Source organism: Candidatus Accumulibacter similis (assembly GCA_013347225.1).
Classification (GTDB): domain Bacteria; phylum Pseudomonadota; class Gammaproteobacteria; order Burkholderiales; family Rhodocyclaceae; genus Accumulibacter; species Accumulibacter similis.
This window is the reverse complement of sequence record CP054595.1, coordinates 3,748,089-3,762,329: the sequence shown is the minus strand read 5'-3', so window position 1 is coordinate 3,762,329 and position 14,241 is coordinate 3,748,089. Positions and strand designations below refer to the sequence as shown.

The 14,241-nt window shown below is 69.8% G+C and carries 16 protein-coding genes; 9 read left to right on the top strand and 7 right to left on the bottom strand.

The annotated features are described in order from the left end of the window. Positions 1 to 108: 108 nt before the first annotated feature. On the top strand, positions 109 to 525 hold the full coding sequence (locus HT579_16540) for a hypothetical protein (protein QKS30382.1): 417 nt from the start codon (positions 109 to 111) through the stop codon (positions 523 to 525). Positions 526 to 572: 47 nt separating this feature from the next. Here the strand turns inward: HT579_16540 and HT579_16535 are convergent, their stop codons facing one another. Together HT579_16535 and HT579_16530 are read right to left on the bottom strand one after the other, a co-directional pair. Continuing rightward, the gene (locus HT579_16535; GenBank protein ID QKS30381.1) at positions 573 to 1,265 is read right to left on the bottom strand and encodes an amino acid racemase; all 693 of its coding nucleotides are present in this window, start codon (positions 1,263 to 1,265) and stop codon (positions 573 to 575) included. Positions 1,266 to 1,305: 40 nt separating this feature from the next. Beyond that, positions 1,306 to 2,508, bottom strand: a complete 1,203-nt coding sequence (locus tag HT579_16530; GenBank protein QKS30380.1) for an FAD-dependent oxidoreductase — start codon at positions 2,506 to 2,508, stop codon at positions 1,306 to 1,308. A gap of 214 nt (positions 2,509 to 2,722) precedes the next feature. Here HT579_16530 and msrB point away from each other — a divergent pair, with 214 nt between their 5' ends. Beyond that, complete coding sequence (gene msrB / locus HT579_16525; GenBank protein QKS30379.1) at positions 2,723 to 3,226, top strand: peptide-methionine (R)-S-oxide reductase MsrB; 504 nt, start codon at positions 2,723 to 2,725, stop codon at positions 3,224 to 3,226. Between the two features lie 130 nt (positions 3,227 to 3,356). After that, on the top strand, positions 3,357 to 3,950 hold the full coding sequence (locus HT579_16520; protein ID QKS30378.1) for a VTT domain-containing protein: 594 nt from the start codon (positions 3,357 to 3,359) through the stop codon (positions 3,948 to 3,950). A gap of 378 nt (positions 3,951 to 4,328) precedes the next feature. Here the strand turns inward: HT579_16520 and HT579_16515 are convergent, their stop codons facing one another. Together HT579_16515 and HT579_16510 are read right to left on the bottom strand one after the other, a co-directional pair. Beyond that, positions 4,329 to 5,285 carry a hypothetical protein gene (locus tag HT579_16515; GenBank protein QKS30377.1) on the bottom strand — a complete coding sequence of 319 codons (957 nt, stop codon included), beginning with the start codon at positions 5,283 to 5,285 and terminating at the stop codon, positions 4,329 to 4,331. 47 nt (positions 5,286 to 5,332) lie between these two features. Further along, positions 5,333 to 5,527 carry a hypothetical protein gene (locus HT579_16510; GenBank protein ID QKS30376.1) on the bottom strand — a complete coding sequence of 65 codons (195 nt, stop codon included), beginning with the start codon at positions 5,525 to 5,527 and terminating at the stop codon, positions 5,333 to 5,335. A 441-nt stretch (positions 5,528 to 5,968) separates the two neighbouring features. Between HT579_16510 and HT579_16505 the strand changes: the two genes are divergently transcribed. Beyond that, positions 5,969 to 6,649, top strand: coding sequence for a PEP-CTERM sorting domain-containing protein (locus tag HT579_16505; GenBank protein QKS30375.1), 681 nt, complete (start codon positions 5,969 to 5,971; stop codon positions 6,647 to 6,649). Positions 6,650 to 6,809: 160 nt separating this feature from the next. Here HT579_16505 and HT579_16500 read toward each other — a convergent pair whose 3' ends face one another. The 3 genes from HT579_16500 to HT579_16490 are packed head-to-tail and all read right to left on the bottom strand — an operon-like array spanning position 6,810 to position 9,441. Further along, positions 6,810 to 7,643: an ATP-binding cassette domain-containing protein gene (locus HT579_16500; GenBank protein QKS31678.1), complete on the bottom strand. Its 834-nt coding sequence runs from the start codon at positions 7,641 to 7,643 to the stop codon at positions 6,810 to 6,812. A gap of 26 nt (positions 7,644 to 7,669) precedes the next feature. Continuing rightward, on the bottom strand, positions 7,670 to 8,548 hold the full coding sequence (phnE, locus tag HT579_16495; protein ID QKS31677.1) for a phosphonate ABC transporter, permease protein PhnE: 879 nt from the start codon (positions 8,546 to 8,548) through the stop codon (positions 7,670 to 7,672). 14 nt (positions 8,549 to 8,562) lie between these two features. Continuing rightward, complete coding sequence (locus HT579_16490; GenBank protein ID QKS30374.1) at positions 8,563 to 9,441, bottom strand: phosphate/phosphite/phosphonate ABC transporter substrate-binding protein; 879 nt, start codon at positions 9,439 to 9,441, stop codon at positions 8,563 to 8,565. 317 nt (positions 9,442 to 9,758) lie between these two features. On the opposite strand from HT579_16490, the gene HT579_16485 reads away from it, so the two are divergent. The 5 genes from HT579_16485 to HT579_16465 are packed head-to-tail and all read left to right on the top strand — an operon-like array spanning position 9,759 to position 14,147. After that, positions 9,759 to 10,502, top strand: coding sequence for a hypothetical protein (locus HT579_16485; GenBank protein QKS30373.1), 744 nt, complete (start codon positions 9,759 to 9,761; stop codon positions 10,500 to 10,502). Between the two features lie 22 nt (positions 10,503 to 10,524). Then, positions 10,525 to 11,223, top strand: coding sequence for a paraquat-inducible protein A (locus tag HT579_16480; GenBank protein QKS30372.1), 699 nt, complete (start codon positions 10,525 to 10,527; stop codon positions 11,221 to 11,223). Continuing rightward, entirely contained in the window at positions 11,220 to 11,864 is a 645-nt protein-coding gene (locus HT579_16475) for a paraquat-inducible protein A (protein ID QKS30371.1), read from the top strand. The genes HT579_16480 and HT579_16475 overlap by 4 nt, the downstream gene beginning before the upstream one ends. After that, the gene (locus HT579_16470) at positions 11,857 to 13,542 is read left to right on the top strand and encodes an MCE family protein (protein QKS30370.1); all 1,686 of its coding nucleotides are present in this window, start codon (positions 11,857 to 11,859) and stop codon (positions 13,540 to 13,542) included. The genes HT579_16475 and HT579_16470 overlap by 8 nt, the downstream gene beginning before the upstream one ends. Next, complete coding sequence (locus tag HT579_16465) at positions 13,539 to 14,147, top strand: membrane integrity-associated transporter subunit PqiC (GenBank protein QKS30369.1); 609 nt, start codon at positions 13,539 to 13,541, stop codon at positions 14,145 to 14,147. The genes HT579_16470 and HT579_16465 overlap by 4 nt, the downstream gene beginning before the upstream one ends. Positions 14,148 to 14,241: the final 94 nt, after the last annotated feature.

Below are 14,241 nucleotides of genomic sequence, written 5' to 3'. Positions count from 1 at the left end.
CGGTTCCCCAGCCGCTGCGGCAAGAATACCTGCGATTGACCCTGTCTGACACGCACCCCTATACTCGCTCTGCACCGCCGGGTTCCCCATCCATTGCTGGAGACCGTGATGAAACAGATGCTACGGATGTTCGCAGTTCTGGTCGTCTTCGTCCTGACCATTCCTTTTGGCCAGGCACAGACCCTCCGCGGCGCGCAGGCGCAGAAATCGCCGCCGGCCGACGCGTTCCTCGCCTACGAGAAGGCGCTGCTCGCCGGCGGGCTCGACGGCGCCCGGCCATACATGACGCCCGCCAAGTTCGACGAGCTGGAGGGCATGCGAGCGAGCTTCGGCGAGGACGGCTTCCGGCAGTTCCTCGACCGCATGCGTGGCGGCGCCCAAGGCGCCGCGCGCCGCAAGCAGATCGAGAAGGTCGAACTGCAGGGTGAGCACGCGATGCTCGAGGCGCGCGACGGTCCCAACGTCCTGACCGTCCAGTTTCTCGCCAGGACCAGCGACGGCTGGAAGGTCGACATCCGCCGCTGATCGCGCGCCGCCGCCGCGGCGTCGCGGCCGCATCGACCGCTGCCGCTTCAGGCCAGCGCCAGGTCGACCGCCGCCAGCGCGTGCAGGGTGGCGGTGTCGAACAGGGGCAACGGCGAGTCGCGGGCGCCGACGAGCAGCGCGATTTCTGTGCAGCCAAGGATGATCGCCTGCGCCCCCTGCACTGCCAGCTCGTCGATCGCCTGCCGGTAGAGTTCGCGCGACTCGCGGCGGATGATGCCGCGGCAGAGTTCGTCGTAGATGATGCGATGGACGGCGGCACGCGCGGCGGCGGCGGGAACGACGACGCGCAGGCCGTGGACCTCTTGCAGGCGGTCGCGGTAGAAGGCTTCCTCCATCGTGAAGCGTGTGCCGAGCAGACCGACGGTGTGGTACCCCGAATCGGCGACCGCCGTCGCCGTCGCGTCGGCGATGTGCAGCAGGGGGATCGTCACCGCCGCTTCGATTTCGCCGGCGACACGGTGCATGGTGTTGGTACACAGCAGCAGGAAGTCGGCTCCGGCCGCCTGCAGCGCGACCGCAGCCCGCGCCAGCAGGGCGCCGGCGGCATCCCAGTCGCCCGCCTCCTGCAGCCGCTCGACGTCGTGGAAGTCGACGCTGTAGAGGATCAGCCTAGCCGAATGCAGGCCGCCGAGACGGGCGCGGACCTCTTCGTTGATCCGCCGGTAGTAGGGCAGCGTCGATTCCCAGCTCATGCCGCCGATGAGGCCGATCGTCTTCATCGCGCGCACCGGATCTGCCCGGCTGCACCGGCCGGCGGCTTCACGCGCTTCCTCCGGGCAGATCGGCAAAGAGACGCATGAAACGGCGGTCGATCCAGTCCTTCCAGTGCCAGACCCAGCGGCCGGCGGCAAGGAAGGCGCCGCGCGAGGCTACGGCACAGCGGTCGCCGGTGCTGATCAGCGCCAGCCAGCGGCGCTGCGGGCGAAAGTGGATGAGCTTGCCGCCGGCGACGGCGCGGCGCAGGTTGCCGGCCAGCGGCCGGCCCATGCGGACGGCAAAGACGCCCGCCTTCTCGCGCGGGTGGTCGATCATCGACGCGCAGTCACCGGCGGCGAAGATGTGCGCTTCGTCCGCCACCTGCAGCGTCTCGCCGACGCACAGGAAGCCGTCGTCATCGACCGCCAGGCCGCTGTCGCGCAGCCACGGCGCGCCGCCCGCGCGGGTCACCCAGACGACCTCGTCGGCGGCCAGCCGCCCGGCGCCGTTCGTCCCCTGCCACTGCAGCCAGCCGGCACCGGCGTCATCGACGGCAGCCGCGAGGTGCAGTTGCACGCCACGCGCCGCCAGCACGCGGCGAAATTGTTGCCGGACGGTGCGCGAGTGCGTCGGCAGGATGTCCGCGTCGCGCGTCAGCAGGTGCCAGCGCAGCCGCTCGGGGTCGGCGCGCAGGGTGGCGAACTCCTGTTGCAGGCGGTACTGCATGGCCAGCAGCAGTTCGACACCGGCGGCGCCGCCGCCGACGACGGCGATCGTCAGCGGTTGCGCAGCCGCGCTGCCGGCAGCGGCGAGCAGCCGCGCACGTTGCAGCAGCGCCAGCCAGCGCTGGTTGAAGCCGCTGATCGGCTTCACCGGCACGACGTGCGCGGCGCCGGTGACGCCGAGGTCGATGCGCGGCGTCGAGCCGACGTTGATCGAAAGCAGATCCCATGGCAGGCTGCGGCCACTGCGGCAGTGCGCCAGGCGGGCGCCGCGATCGATGCCGATCACCTCGTCGGCGACGAAGCGGGCGCCGGCGAAGGCCGCCAGCCGCGGCAGGTCGATGTGCACCTGGTCGAAGTCGTAATGCCCGGCGACGTAGCCCGGCAGCATGCCGGAGTAGGGGGTGCGGGCAGCGATCGAGACGATCGTCAGGCGGGCGCCGGCAAGCGGTCGCAACCCGAGTTCGCGCAGGACGATGACGTGGCTGTGGCCGCCGCCGACGAGCAGGATCTCGCCTGGCCGGCCGGAGTCGTGGGAGGGCATGGGTGGTTGGCCTGGCAGTTCTCCGGATCGAGGTCGACGAGTGTAGCGAAAGCGTGGCAATGTGCGCGGCGCGCTGTAAGGAAAGAGCCGGCGCGGGCGACGAAACGGCAGCAAATGGCACCAGAATCGCAGCAGGTGGCACCACTGGCGCTGCAGCGTGGTCGAAGAGACCTGGGTTGCCGAGCCTGTCGTGCCCAACCGGAGAAGAGAGACGATGAACCGCAGACAACTGATCACCGCCGCCGGCGCCCTGTTCGGCCTGGGCATGCTGCCCTTCGCCGTTGCCGGCGGTGGCGGGCGCAGCTTCCCGCTGCAGAAGAGTCGCGCCGAATGGAAGCAGCTGGTGTCGCCGGCGGCGTACCAGGTGCTGTTCGAGGAGGGCACCGAGCGCGCCGGCAGCAGTCCGCTGAACGACGAGAAGCGTGCGGGCACCTACGTCTGCGCCGCCTGTTCCAACCCGCTGTTCGACAGCGCCAGCAAGTACGACAGCGGTACCGGCTGGCCGAGCTTCTGGCAGGCGCTGCCGGGTGCTCTCGGCACATCGACCGACTACAAACTGATCTACCCGCGCACCGAGTACCACTGCGCGCGCTGCGGTGGCCACCAGGGCCACGTCTTCAACGACGGCCCGCCACCGACCGGCAAGCGCTACTGCAACAACGGCGTCGCGCTCGCCTTCGTGCCGAAAGGCACGCCGCTGCCGGCGCTGCGCACGTGAGCGCGCGCAGCCGCCGGCAGCGGGAAGCGTGCCGCGCGGCCGGCGGTGGTTGCGCGGCCCGCCCGGCGCTGCTGCCGGCCGCTGCCGTCGTCGACCGCCGCCAACTCACCCGGCTGCCGGCGAGGCGGCGGTGACTGCCGGCGCGCGCGGCCGCGCCTTGCTCGTGCGGCACGGCCGCCTGCTCGCCGTCTTCGCGTTCCTGACGCTGCTCGCCGCCGGCTGCGCGTTGCTCGGGGCCGACGAGCATTTCAGCGCCGAGGCGATCCGGCAGCGCCTGCTGCTGCACCCGGTGTGGGGATTCCTGATCTACGTCGGCCTGTTCGCACTCGGCAACCTGCTGCAGGTTCCGGGCTGGCTCTTCCTGGCGGCGGCGGTGGTGGCGCTCGGGCCGGCGCACGGCGGCGTGCTCACCTATCTCGCCGCCGCCACCGCCTGCGCCGCAACCTTCCTCGTCGTCCGCCGGATCGGCGGCAACGCGCTGCGCGAGTTCCGCCAGCCGTGGGCGCGGTGGCTCTTCGCGCAGCTCGATTCGTCGCCGGAGCTGGCGGTCGCCGGCCTGCGCCTGATGTTCCAGACGATGCCGGCGCTCAACGTCGCCCTCGGCCTGTCGGGAATCCCTTTCCGCGCCTACCTCGCCGGCACGCTGCTCGGCCTGCCGTTGCCGATCGCCGTCTATTGCCTGTTCTTCGACCAGGTCGCCCGCATCCTCGGTAGCGGCGGCTGAGGCCGTTGCCGCTGCGGTGCGCCACGGCAGCGGCTGGCTGACAGGCGTCGCCTGCTGGCGGTTGTACTGTGCATCGACTTCGCGGCTTGCCGATCCATGTCGGCCTGTTTGCCCTCGGCAACCCGCTGCAGGTTGCTTGTTGGCTCTGCCTGATGGTGGTGGGGCGTGCATCTCGGGCGTGAACGTCCGCAGGCTGGGTGCGGGCGCGTGGAGTCGGGCTGAGGAACGAAGCCCGACAACCGGAGCGAATCCCGCGAATCGGGAAGCCGCAGAGCTGCCGGTGTCGCTGATGGTGTCGGTTAGCGGCTGACCATGACGCGATGACACTCGCCAGGACCATTTGTGGGGATCACCTGAGGCCGTTGCCGCCCGCTCCGGCTACGCCAGGGGCTCGCTGGCAGGCGGCATCGCTTGCTGCCGGCTGTACGGCGGCCCGTTCCGGATGCGTTCGTAGTACGACAACCAGGCGGCCGATCCAGGTGGCCAGTTGGCGAGAAACTGCTCCTGCCAGCGCCCGGCGTCGAAGACGATCGGCAGCGCGTCCACATGCAGTCCGGCTGCACGCAGGCCGTAGAGCATCGGGTGTGGCGACGGCGAGAGGGCAATCCGGGTGAGCAGCCCGTCCGGCTGGCCGGCGAAATTGGGCATCCCCGCGGCACCGTTGTTGATGACGACGCGCGGCCGATGGCCTTCGCCGAACGAGCGCAGCGCCGGCAGGCAGGTGTGCGTACTGGCGAAGATATCGACCGCGGCGGCGGCAAACACCTCGTCGATCCACTGCCGATTGCCGACGTCGTCGAGCGCGGCGGCCGCGAAGCGCCAGCCGGCCAGCGAATCGGCGTCGCCGTGCACGACGCCGACCGTCACCTCGCCGACACGGTAGCGGGCGAACATCGGCAGCTTCGCCAGGCGCCCGATGATCGCCGGATGGCGTGTGGCGGTCGCCTGCAGGCGGGCGTGGATGCGGTTCGAGCGCTCGACCACCGCGTCGTCCACCGATTCGGGATAGCCGCAGCCGCAGCCGGCGCCAGCCTGCGGTGCAACGAGTTCGGCCTCGACGTTGCCGATGATCGCCTCGTTGGCGAGCACCCCTTCATTGATCGCGACGAAGCTGGCATCGTCTACGTCGAACCAGTTGAAGTCGCCGTTGAAACAGAGCGCCGCGCTGCCACCCTCGGCGGCGAACAGGGCGCTGACGCGCGCGAGCGCTGGCAGGTTGCCGTACAGGCCGCCGACGACATAGAGGGTGTCGACCACCCGCTCGGGCGCACGCGCCAGGGCGGCGGCGCCGTAGCGGTAGGCGAGGGGGCAGACGCGGCCGGCAGTCCGCGTCATTGCGGGCGGCGCGAGGCGCCGGTCGCTGAACCCTTTCCGGCAAGCGCTCATGTCGCCGCGTGCGCCAGTCGCGGTTCGCGGGCAAGCCGGGCCAGCGAGATCGCCCGCACGCGCGTGGCGACCCGGTCGCCGTCTTCGTGCGCGCATCGATCGCCAACTTCCAGCACGTGGAAGGGCGTCGGCTCGAGGTCGAAGTCGATCGCATTGCCGTTCCCGGAAGCTACTGGCGCGAGCGTCGTCATGCCTGCCTCGTGCCGCCCGAGCAGCGTCAGGGCGGGCGTGTGTGCCGGAGCACCGCCAAGTGCCGACGTGGGAGCATGCTCGATCATGGTTGGAGGTGTGGAGTAATACTCCGTGATTTGCAGTGATGTTGATTCGACATCCGTGCTCACCCGCCGAGCATCGTCGCCAGAACAGCCAACGCTGCGGATCGGGTGCCTCGCCCGCCGTCGCCGCAGCCGATTGACGGCGTGCGCTGGGGCGTTGTCGCCGCCAACGAAGGTTGCCAAGTGTCGGCGCATTTTACACGCCGCCAGCGGCAAACCCTTGACACATTCGCAATCAGTTGATGATTAAACAACTTTATTTCATGGCGGATTCTGGCACGCTGTTTGCTCTGGTTCGAATACATTCCGTGTATAGCCAGCACGGGCGAACCGACCACACCTTCTCCGGAGACCACGATGCCCAGACTTCTTTCCAACTTGACCCTCGCCCTTCTCGCCGCGCTGGCGGTGCCCGCCCAGGCCGCAGTGTTCTACTCCAACGACTTTGAAGCCTCGGCTGCCGGCATGTCGGGGGCAGGTTTCCTGGCCGGGTCGCAGGGTTTTTCTGCCTACGGTTTCGGCAGCCAGTATTTCCGCAATTCGAGCTTGGGAAATCCGGCCGCCTCGTCGGTGCTCGGGCTTTCTCTGGGCAGCGCCGCGACCGCGGTGACGCTCAATTTCGACCTCGCCGCGATCGACTCCTGGGATGGATTCAATTGTTGTGGGCCCGACTTTTTCAATGTCAAGCTTGACGGCACGACGATCTACTCGAAGAACTTCGACATCTTCGGCTCCCCCAGTACGGGCCCGGAACTGAGCAACCTCGTCTATGGGCCAAATGTCGCGGTCGCGGGTTGGGGTGACCAGGGGTATAAGGTGGCGTTATCGCTCGGTAACCTGTCGGCTGGCGCGCACACGATCGAGTTCTTCGCTTCCGGCGCTGGTTGGCAGGGCGGCGACGATGAGAGCTTCGCGATCGACAATGTCGTCGTCGAAGGCGATTCCGCTGGTGGCGGTCAGCTACCCGAGCCCGCCAGTCTGGCCTTGTTCAGCCTGGCGCTGCTCGGCGCGGGGGCTGTACGCCGGTCGCGCGCATAGCTTCCAGGCGCCGCCAGGCGTGCTTGGCGAAGCTCCGGCGGCTACACTGCAGAGCCGCCGTGAGATCGACCAGACCAGTCAACATCAGCAGCAACGATCCGGGGTTGTGGCGCCGGAGCGGCAAGCGGGTGGCTGAAAGCGCCCGATCGCTCGCAGCCCATCATGAACCGGACGCCACCCCGGCAGCCACTCCGGCCGGCACGGCTGCCGTCGTGCCGGGCCCGGGCAGTGGCAGTGGCCGGGTCGGCGGGCGGTAGAGGCTGGCGAGGGCACCGTCGCCGACTGCTGCCAGCGGCAGGTCGAAAACGATGCGGCCCTTGGCGAGGCCGATGACTCGCTCGCAGAGCAGCGGCAGCAGGGCAGGGCTGTGCACGACGCTGAGCAGGGTCACGCCGGCATCCGCGCCGGCCGCGTTCGCCAGCAGCGCGCAGACTTCGCCGGCAGCCGCCGGATCGAGCGCCGCCGTCGGCTCGTCGGCGAGGATCAGCCGTGGCCGTTGCAGCAGCAGGCGGGCGATCGCCACCTTCTGCCGCTCGCCACCCGAGAGGCGATCGGCGCGCGTCGCACAGCGATCGCCGATGCCGACTGCGTGCAGCGCCTGGCGGGCAGCGGCGACCTCGTCCGCGGGAAAGAAGCGCGTCCAGCTCCGCCAGCCGTCGACCCTGCCGAGGCAGCCGATGAGGACGTTTTCGAGCGCCGACAGGCGGGCGACGAGGTGCAGCCCCTGCATCACCTGCCCGACGTCGCGGCGCAGCGCGCGCAGCGCGGCGGCCGACGGCTGTGGCAGCCGCTGCCCGAGGACAGTGACGATCCCTTCGCCCGGGGTGACGAAGCCGCTGACCAGTTTCAGCAGCGTCGACTTGCCGGCGCCATTGTGGCCGACGATGGCGACCCGCTCGCCGGCGGTGATCGCGAGCGAATCGACCGCCAGCAGCGTCCGCCCGCCGGCGGTGCAGCGGACGCCGCGCAACTCGACCAGCGGCGCGCCCCGCATGCCGCTGGCGGCATCGACGGCGGCATTCATTGCAGCGCCTGCCTGATCCGCCGGCTGAGCGCGTCGAAGGAGGCGACCAGCAGGACGACGACGAGCAGGATGGTCGACAACCGGCCCCACTGGAAGAGCGCACTCGCCTCGCTGATCAGCAGGCCGAGACCACCGGCGCCGACGATGCCGAGGATCGTCGAGTCGCGGATGTTGAACTCCCAGACGTAGAGGTGGCTGGAGACGAACTGTGGCAGCACCGGCGGCCAGACGGCGTTGAAGAAGACCTGCAGCGGGCCGGCGCCGACGCCGCGGACGGCATCGATCGCTGCCATGTCGAGGCTCTCGATCGACTCGGCGAAGAGCTTGCCGTAGGTGCCCGAGGAATGCAGCGCGATGGCGAGGATGCCGGCGGTCGGTCCGAGGCCGACGATGCCGACGAGGACGAGGCCGAAGACCAGCGTATGGATCGAGCGCATGCAGTCGAGGGTGGCCTTGGCAAGCCAGGCGGCGGCGCGCGGCGCGCCGAGGTTGCGTGCCGTCAGCAGCGCCAGCGGCAGGCCGAGCAGGGCGCCGAGCAGCGAGCCGAGGGTGGCGATGCGGAAGGTGGTCCAACTCGCCTGCGCGAGTTCGCCGAGGAAAGCCGCCTCGACGCTGCGCCGGTCCTCGACGCGCAGCAGGCTGCCGTCGTCGCTGCGGTACTCGAGTCGCGGGTTGCCGAACCAGAGATCGAGGAAGCTCGGCGAGGCGAACTCGGCGAAGGTCTTCTGCAGGTTGGCGAGCGGGTTGCGGCCGCCGCCGAGGTCGCCGCTGGCGGCGAAGCTCCACAGGCAGACGGCGATCAGCAGCAGGTAGCCCAGTCCGAGCGCGAGAAAACCCAGCCGGCCGCCGTCCGTGCGGCCGATCGTCGGCGCCATGCCGGCCACCCGGCTCATCTGGCGCGCAGCTTGCCGGTCGCCAGTCCGGCGTCGCGGATCGGCTTGTAGAAGCCGTTGTCGGTGGCGACAAAGCCGGTGTAGTGCGCCGGCAGCAGCTTCGGCTGCGTCTTCAGCGCCGGCCCGACGTCGGCCAGCGCGTCGCGCAGCCGGCGGACGAAGGCCGCGTCGCTGGCCAGGCTGCTGTTGACGGCGATGGCGTCGTTCGGCAGCGGCGGCGAGGTCCAGATGATCTTCGAATCCTCGCCGCGGATCAGTCCCTGCTCGATCATTGCGTTGCGGTTGCGGTTGTAGTCGGCGCCCGCATCGAGCACGCGCTCGCTGACCTGCTTCTCGATCGCCTGGTGCGAGGTGTGCAGGACGCGGCCGAAGTGGCGCGCCGGATCGATCCCCTGCTGCATGAAATGGTGCAGCGGGATCAGGTAGCCGGAGGTCGAACCCTTGTCACCGAAGGCGAAGGTCCGGCCCTTGAGGTCCGCCGGCGAGGCGATTCCCGACGCCGGATGGGTGATCATGATCGCGAAGTACTCCGGCTTGCCGTCGTAGAGGATGGTGGCGACGGCCTGCGCGCCGGCCTCATGGTTGGCGAGGACGTAGCCCCAGGGTCCGAGCAGCGCGATGTCGGTCTCGCCGTTGGCGAGCGATTTGGCTAGCCCTTCCCAGCTATCGACGGTGCGCAGCTCGACCGACCGCGCCAGCCGTTGCGCGAGGAAGTCGGCGAGCGGCCGGTAGGTGGCGTCGTTCTTCTCGCGGTCCGGCTGGAAGAGGCCGACGCCGAAACGCAGCGGCGCTTCGGCGGCAGGCAGCGGCGCAACCAGGCCGGCGAGCAGGAGGATGGTGACGGACAAGCGTTGCAGCAGGGTATGGCGGTGCATTGGACGCGCTCCAGGCGCAGGTTGTTGGGAATGGTAGCCGATTGGTCGCGGGCCGGGGCGAAAGCTTACGGGCGCTTGGCAACTGCGGCGGCGCCTTGTGGCAGCCGCCGCGAAGTGGAGCCCGGTCGGTATGGCGGCAGCCAGTGCAGTGCGGCAACGGAGTAGAATCGACATTGGCCGCCGACTGCCGGGCAGGCGCCGGCCGGCGGCAGCCACTGCCGGTGCGCCGGGCGGCGAGGAGGAGAGCGCGTGACCAGCAATGACCAGACGATGATCCACCGCAGGCTGCGGGGTGTCCGCCCGCGGCGCCGCGGCAGATGAACCCCTTCGTCATCGCTCCCCTCGTTGCCCTGGCGGTGCTCGGCGGCGCGCTCGCCGGCACCGTCCTGCGCGACCGGTTGCCCGGCCGGCATCTCGACGAGGACACCAAATGGATGGTGCGCATCGGTATCGGCTTCCTGTCAACGCTGGCGGCGCTGCTGATGAGCCTGATCATCTCCTCGAAGATGCAGTCTTTCGACGCCGTGTCACGCGAGATCGAAGTGGCCGCGGCACAGATCATGCAGCTCGACGCCAACCTGCGCGAACTCGGTCCGGCAGGCGAACCGGCGCGTGCCCGCTTGCGTGCGCTGGTGTCGGCCGAGATCGCCCGTCTGTGGGAGCATCGCGCGTTGCCCGAGAGCGGTGGCCGCGGCTGTCACGAGTTGGAGAAGATGCTGCGCACGCTGTCGCCGACCGGCACGGCAGAGCAGGCGGCACTGGCGCGCGCGCTGCAGCTCACCGGCAATCTGGCGCAGGCAGGCGGTGTCGTGAGCAGCCAGAGCAGCAGCACGACGACGATCCCGCTGCTCACCGTGCTGCTCCTCTGGCTGGTGATCATCTGCTTCGGCATCAACCTCTTCGCAGCGGTCAGCCGGACGATCATGGCGGTCAACCTGCTGGTGGCGCTGTCGATCGCGGCAGCGATCTTCCTGATCCTCGAGATGGATCAGCCCTATCACGGGGTGATCGGTGTTTCCGATGCGCCGCTGCGCGCCGTCCTGCAGCAACTGGCGCCATGACGAGCGGCGGGAGAGCGGGCTGATGGCGCACGCGGGCCGACCGGCGGCGACGGTGGCAGCCGTCTCTGACGCCACGGTCGCCGACCGCGGCCTGGTGGCCTGTCCGGATTGCGACCTGCTGCAGCGGCTGCCGGCGGTGCCGCCGCGCCACACTGCGCGCTGCGCGCGCTGCCGGGCGCCGCTCTGGCGACACAAGCCGGACTCGCTCGAGCGGACGCTGGCGCTGGCGCTGGCCGCCGCCATCCTGCTGCTGATCGCCAACGTCGTGCCGATGCTCGGCCTCTCGGTTGCCGGACGCGAGGCGTTCACCACCGTCGTCGGCGGCGTCGTCGCGATGTGGCACGAGGGCAGCAAGGTGGTGGCGATGCTCGTCCTCTTCGCCGCCGTCATCGCACCGGCAATCGAAATTGCCTGCCTGCTGCTGGTGGTGCTCGCCGTTCGCCGGCCGCCGGCGCCGCACTGGGTGGCGACGTTGTTGCATGGCTACGAGTTCGTTCGCGAATGGAGCATGATCGAGATCATGCTGCTCGGCGTGCTCGTCGCGCTGATCAAGATCGCCGAGCTGGCGACGGTGATTCCCGGGCTGGCGCTGTTCGTCCTCGGTTCGCTGGTCTTCCTGCTGGCGGCGATGGCCGCGACCTTCGATCCGCGTCTCGCCTGGGAGCGGATCGAATGGGCCGCCGGCAGCGACGAGGGCGGCGTCGCCCGGGCGCGGCGATGAGCACCGCCGAACCCGCCAGCGCTCGCTCGCTCGGGCTCGCCGGCTGCGAGGCCTGCGGTCTCGTCGTCCGGCTGCCGGCGGCCGACGGCATGGACCACTGCCCGCGCTGCGGCGAGCGGCTGCACAGCCGCCGGCCCGCGAGCATCGAGCGCAGCTGGGCGCTGGCGATCACCGCGCTGGTGCTCTACATTCCTGCCAACCTGCTGCCGGTGATGACCACCAACACGCCGCTCGGCGCCGTCAGCGACACGATCATGCAGGGCGTCGTCGAACTCTGGTCGCCGACGTCGTGGCCATTGGCGATTGTCGTCTTTGTCGCCAGTGTCACCATCCCGCTCGGCAAACTGATCGCGCTCGCATACCTCCTGCTGACGGTACAGCGCGGTTCGGTGCAGTCGAACGGGCAGCGCGTTCGCCTGTATCGCCTGCTGAAGTTCATCGGCCGCTGGTCGATGCTCGACGTCTTCGTCGACACCTTCGTCGTCGCGCTGATCCAGTTGCGGCCGTTGATGTGGGTCGAACCGGGCGCTGGCGTCATCTTCTTCGCCGGCGTCGTCGTCGTGACGATGCTGGCGGTGAACAGTTTCGACCCGCGGCTGATCTGGGATCTGCCGCACCAGGAGAGGCACGGACATGACTGAACGAGAGGCGGAGCCGCAGGCCCCCGAACTGCCGCTGGCGGAGGTGACGGCGCGCAAGCGCAGCCGTCTGTCGGCGGTGTGGATCATCCCGATCATCGCGGCCGTGCTCGGCGGCTGGATCGCCGTGCAGAAGCTGCTCGCCGAGGGACCGACGATCGAGATCAGCTTCGCGTCGGCCGACGGGCTCGAGGCCGGCAAGACGACGGTGAAGTACAACGGTGTCGACGTCGGCCGCATCGAATCGCTGCGCGTCGCGCCGGATCGGCAGCGGATTCTCGCCAGCGTGCAGATGGCACCGGCGGCACGCGACTGGCTCGTCGACGGCACGGCCTTCTGGGTCGTCAGTGCGCGCATCGCGGCTGGTGGCGTCAGCGGCCTCGGAACCCTGCTTTCGGGCTCATACATCGGCATGCAGATCGGTACGGGCAGCGAGCGGGTACGCTCGTTCACGGCGCTGGCGGTGCCGCCAGTCGTCGCCGCCAATGCGCCAGGGCGCTATTTCCGGCTGACCGCGGCCAACCTCGGCTCGCTCGACTTCGGCACACCGATCTACTTCCGGCGGCTGCAGGTCGGCCAGGTGGCGTCGTACAGGCTCGATGACGATGGTCGCGGGTTGACGATCCGGGTTTTCGTCAATGCTCCCTACGATCGCTACGTCAAGAACGAGACGCGCTTCTGGCAGGCAAGCGGACTCGACGTCTCGCTCAACGCCGACGGCCTCGACGTGCGGACCGAGTCGCTGACCTCGATCCTGATTGGCGGCCTGGCCTTCGATACGCCGGCGGACAACGCCGATGCCGAGCCGGCAGCGGCCGACACCACCTTCGAACTGTTCGACGACCAGGTGTCGGCCATGAAGGCGCCGGAGCGCGGATCGATCCGCTACGTCCTGCACTTCGACGACTCGGTGCGCGGGTTGGCGGTCGGTGCGCCGATGACCTTTCTCGGCATGCCGGTCGGCGAGGTCGTCTCGGTCCGGCTGGACGCGGATCGGCGGAAGAAGGACGTCTCGGTGCGCGCGCGCGTGCTGGTGGCGGCCTATCCACAGCGCTTCCTCGACGTACTTGCCGATCCGCAGGTGCTCACTGGCGGCAGCAAGGCGATCACACCGGCGATGCGGCACGCATTGCTGGACGGGCTGGTGGCGCGCGGCCTGCGGGCGCAGTTGCAGCCGGGCAGCCTGCTCACCGGCCAGCTCTACGTCGCGCTGACCTACGTGCCGCAGGCACCGAAGGCGACGATCGACTGGCACAGCGATCCACCGGTCTTCCCGTCGGTCAAGGGCAGTTTCACCGACATCGAGGCACGCCTGACGAGCATCCTGGCGAAGGTCGAGGCGCTGCCCTTCGAGGCGATCGGCAGGGACCTGCAGCAGTCGCTGGCGACGCTGGCGAAGACGCTGCAGGATGTCGATGCGCTGGTCAAGCGCTGGGACGGCGAGCTGACGCCGGAGCTGGCGAGCACCGTCGCCGAGACGCGGCGCACGCTGGCGGCGGCCGAGCGCACGTTCGCCGGTGCCGGCAAGGCGGTCGCTCCCGATTCGCCACTGCTGGCCGAACTGCAGGCCACTGTCGTCGAGGTCAGGCGCGCGGCGCAGTCGATCCGTGTCCTGGCCGACTATCTCGAGCGCCATCCGGAGGCGCTGCTGCGGGGCAAGAGCGAGGAGACACAGGAATGATCGGAGTGCGTGCGGCAGGAGTCGTCGGCCTGGTTCTGGCCCTGTTGCTGGCGCTGGCGGGCTGCGCATCGCCGCCGGCCCGCTTCTACGCGCTGGCAGTGACGGCCGTTCCCGACCCGGCGAGCGCGTCGTTGAGCGACGTCGTGGCGGTCGACAGCGTCGCCGTGCCGGCGGCGGTGGACCGACCGCAGTTCGTCGTCCACAAGGGCGCCAACCGGGTGTCCGTCGACGAGTTCAACCGCTGGGCGGCGCCGCTTTCCAGCAGCATTGCACGCACGCTGGCGGACGACCTGGCGATCCTGCTCGGCACGCCGCGAGTCGTCAGCGGGCCGCTGGCCGGGAGCTTCGACCCGGCGTACCGGGTCAGCGTCGACATCCGGCGCTTCGACTCGGTACGTGGCCAGGGCAGCATCCTCGACGCCGTCTGGGTGGTCCGCAGCACGGCGGCCGACGGCACCGCGACGAGCGGCCGCAGCACGCTGAGCGAAGCGGCGCCGGCAGGCGAGGACGGCGACTACGACGCGCTGGCGGCAGCGCACAGTCGGGCGATTGCCGCGCTCGCGCGCGACATCGCAGCGGCGATCCGCGCCCTGGGCGGGCGTTGAGCGGCGGCTGCGAGGCGCTGTCGGCCGTCTGCACGGCAGCGCCGGCAGTCACTGCAGTCGCCGCCGGCCACCGCCGCTGCTTCCCGGCGCGGCT

Coding starts and splice junctions, on each gene's coding strand:
- HT579_16540 (QKS30382.1), top strand. CDS start 109: ATGAAACAGATGCTACGGATGTTCGCAGTTCTGGTCGTCTTCGTCCTG.
- HT579_16535 (QKS30381.1), bottom strand. CDS start 1,265: ATGAAGACGATCGGCCTCATCGGCGGCATGAGCTGGGAATCGACGCTG.
- HT579_16530 (QKS30380.1), bottom strand. CDS start 2,508: ATGCCCTCCCACGACTCCGGCCGGCCAGGCGAGATCCTGCTCGTCGGC.
- msrB (QKS30379.1), top strand. CDS start 2,723: ATGAACCGCAGACAACTGATCACCGCCGCCGGCGCCCTGTTCGGCCTG.
- HT579_16515 (QKS30377.1), bottom strand. CDS start 5,285: ATGACGCGGACTGCCGGCCGCGTCTGCCCCCTCGCCTACCGCTACGGC.
- HT579_16510 (QKS30376.1), bottom strand. CDS start 5,527: ATGACGACGCTCGCGCCAGTAGCTTCCGGGAACGGCAATGCGATCGAC.
- HT579_16505 (QKS30375.1), top strand. CDS start 5,969: ATGCCCAGACTTCTTTCCAACTTGACCCTCGCCCTTCTCGCCGCGCTG.
- HT579_16500 (QKS31678.1), bottom strand. CDS start 7,643: ATGCGGGGCGCGCCGCTGGTCGAGTTGCGCGGCGTCCGCTGCACCGCC.
- phnE (QKS31677.1), bottom strand. CDS start 8,548: ATGGCGCCGACGATCGGCCGCACGGACGGCGGCCGGCTGGGTTTTCTC.
- HT579_16490 (QKS30374.1), bottom strand. CDS start 9,441: ATGCACCGCCATACCCTGCTGCAACGCTTGTCCGTCACCATCCTCCTG.
- HT579_16485 (QKS30373.1), top strand. CDS start 9,759: ATGAACCCCTTCGTCATCGCTCCCCTCGTTGCCCTGGCGGTGCTCGGC.
- HT579_16480 (QKS30372.1), top strand. CDS start 10,525: ATGGCGCACGCGGGCCGACCGGCGGCGACGGTGGCAGCCGTCTCTGAC.
- HT579_16475 (QKS30371.1), top strand. CDS start 11,220: ATGAGCACCGCCGAACCCGCCAGCGCTCGCTCGCTCGGGCTCGCCGGC.
- HT579_16470 (QKS30370.1), top strand. CDS start 11,857: ATGACTGAACGAGAGGCGGAGCCGCAGGCCCCCGAACTGCCGCTGGCG.
- HT579_16465 (QKS30369.1), top strand. CDS start 13,539: ATGATCGGAGTGCGTGCGGCAGGAGTCGTCGGCCTGGTTCTGGCCCTG.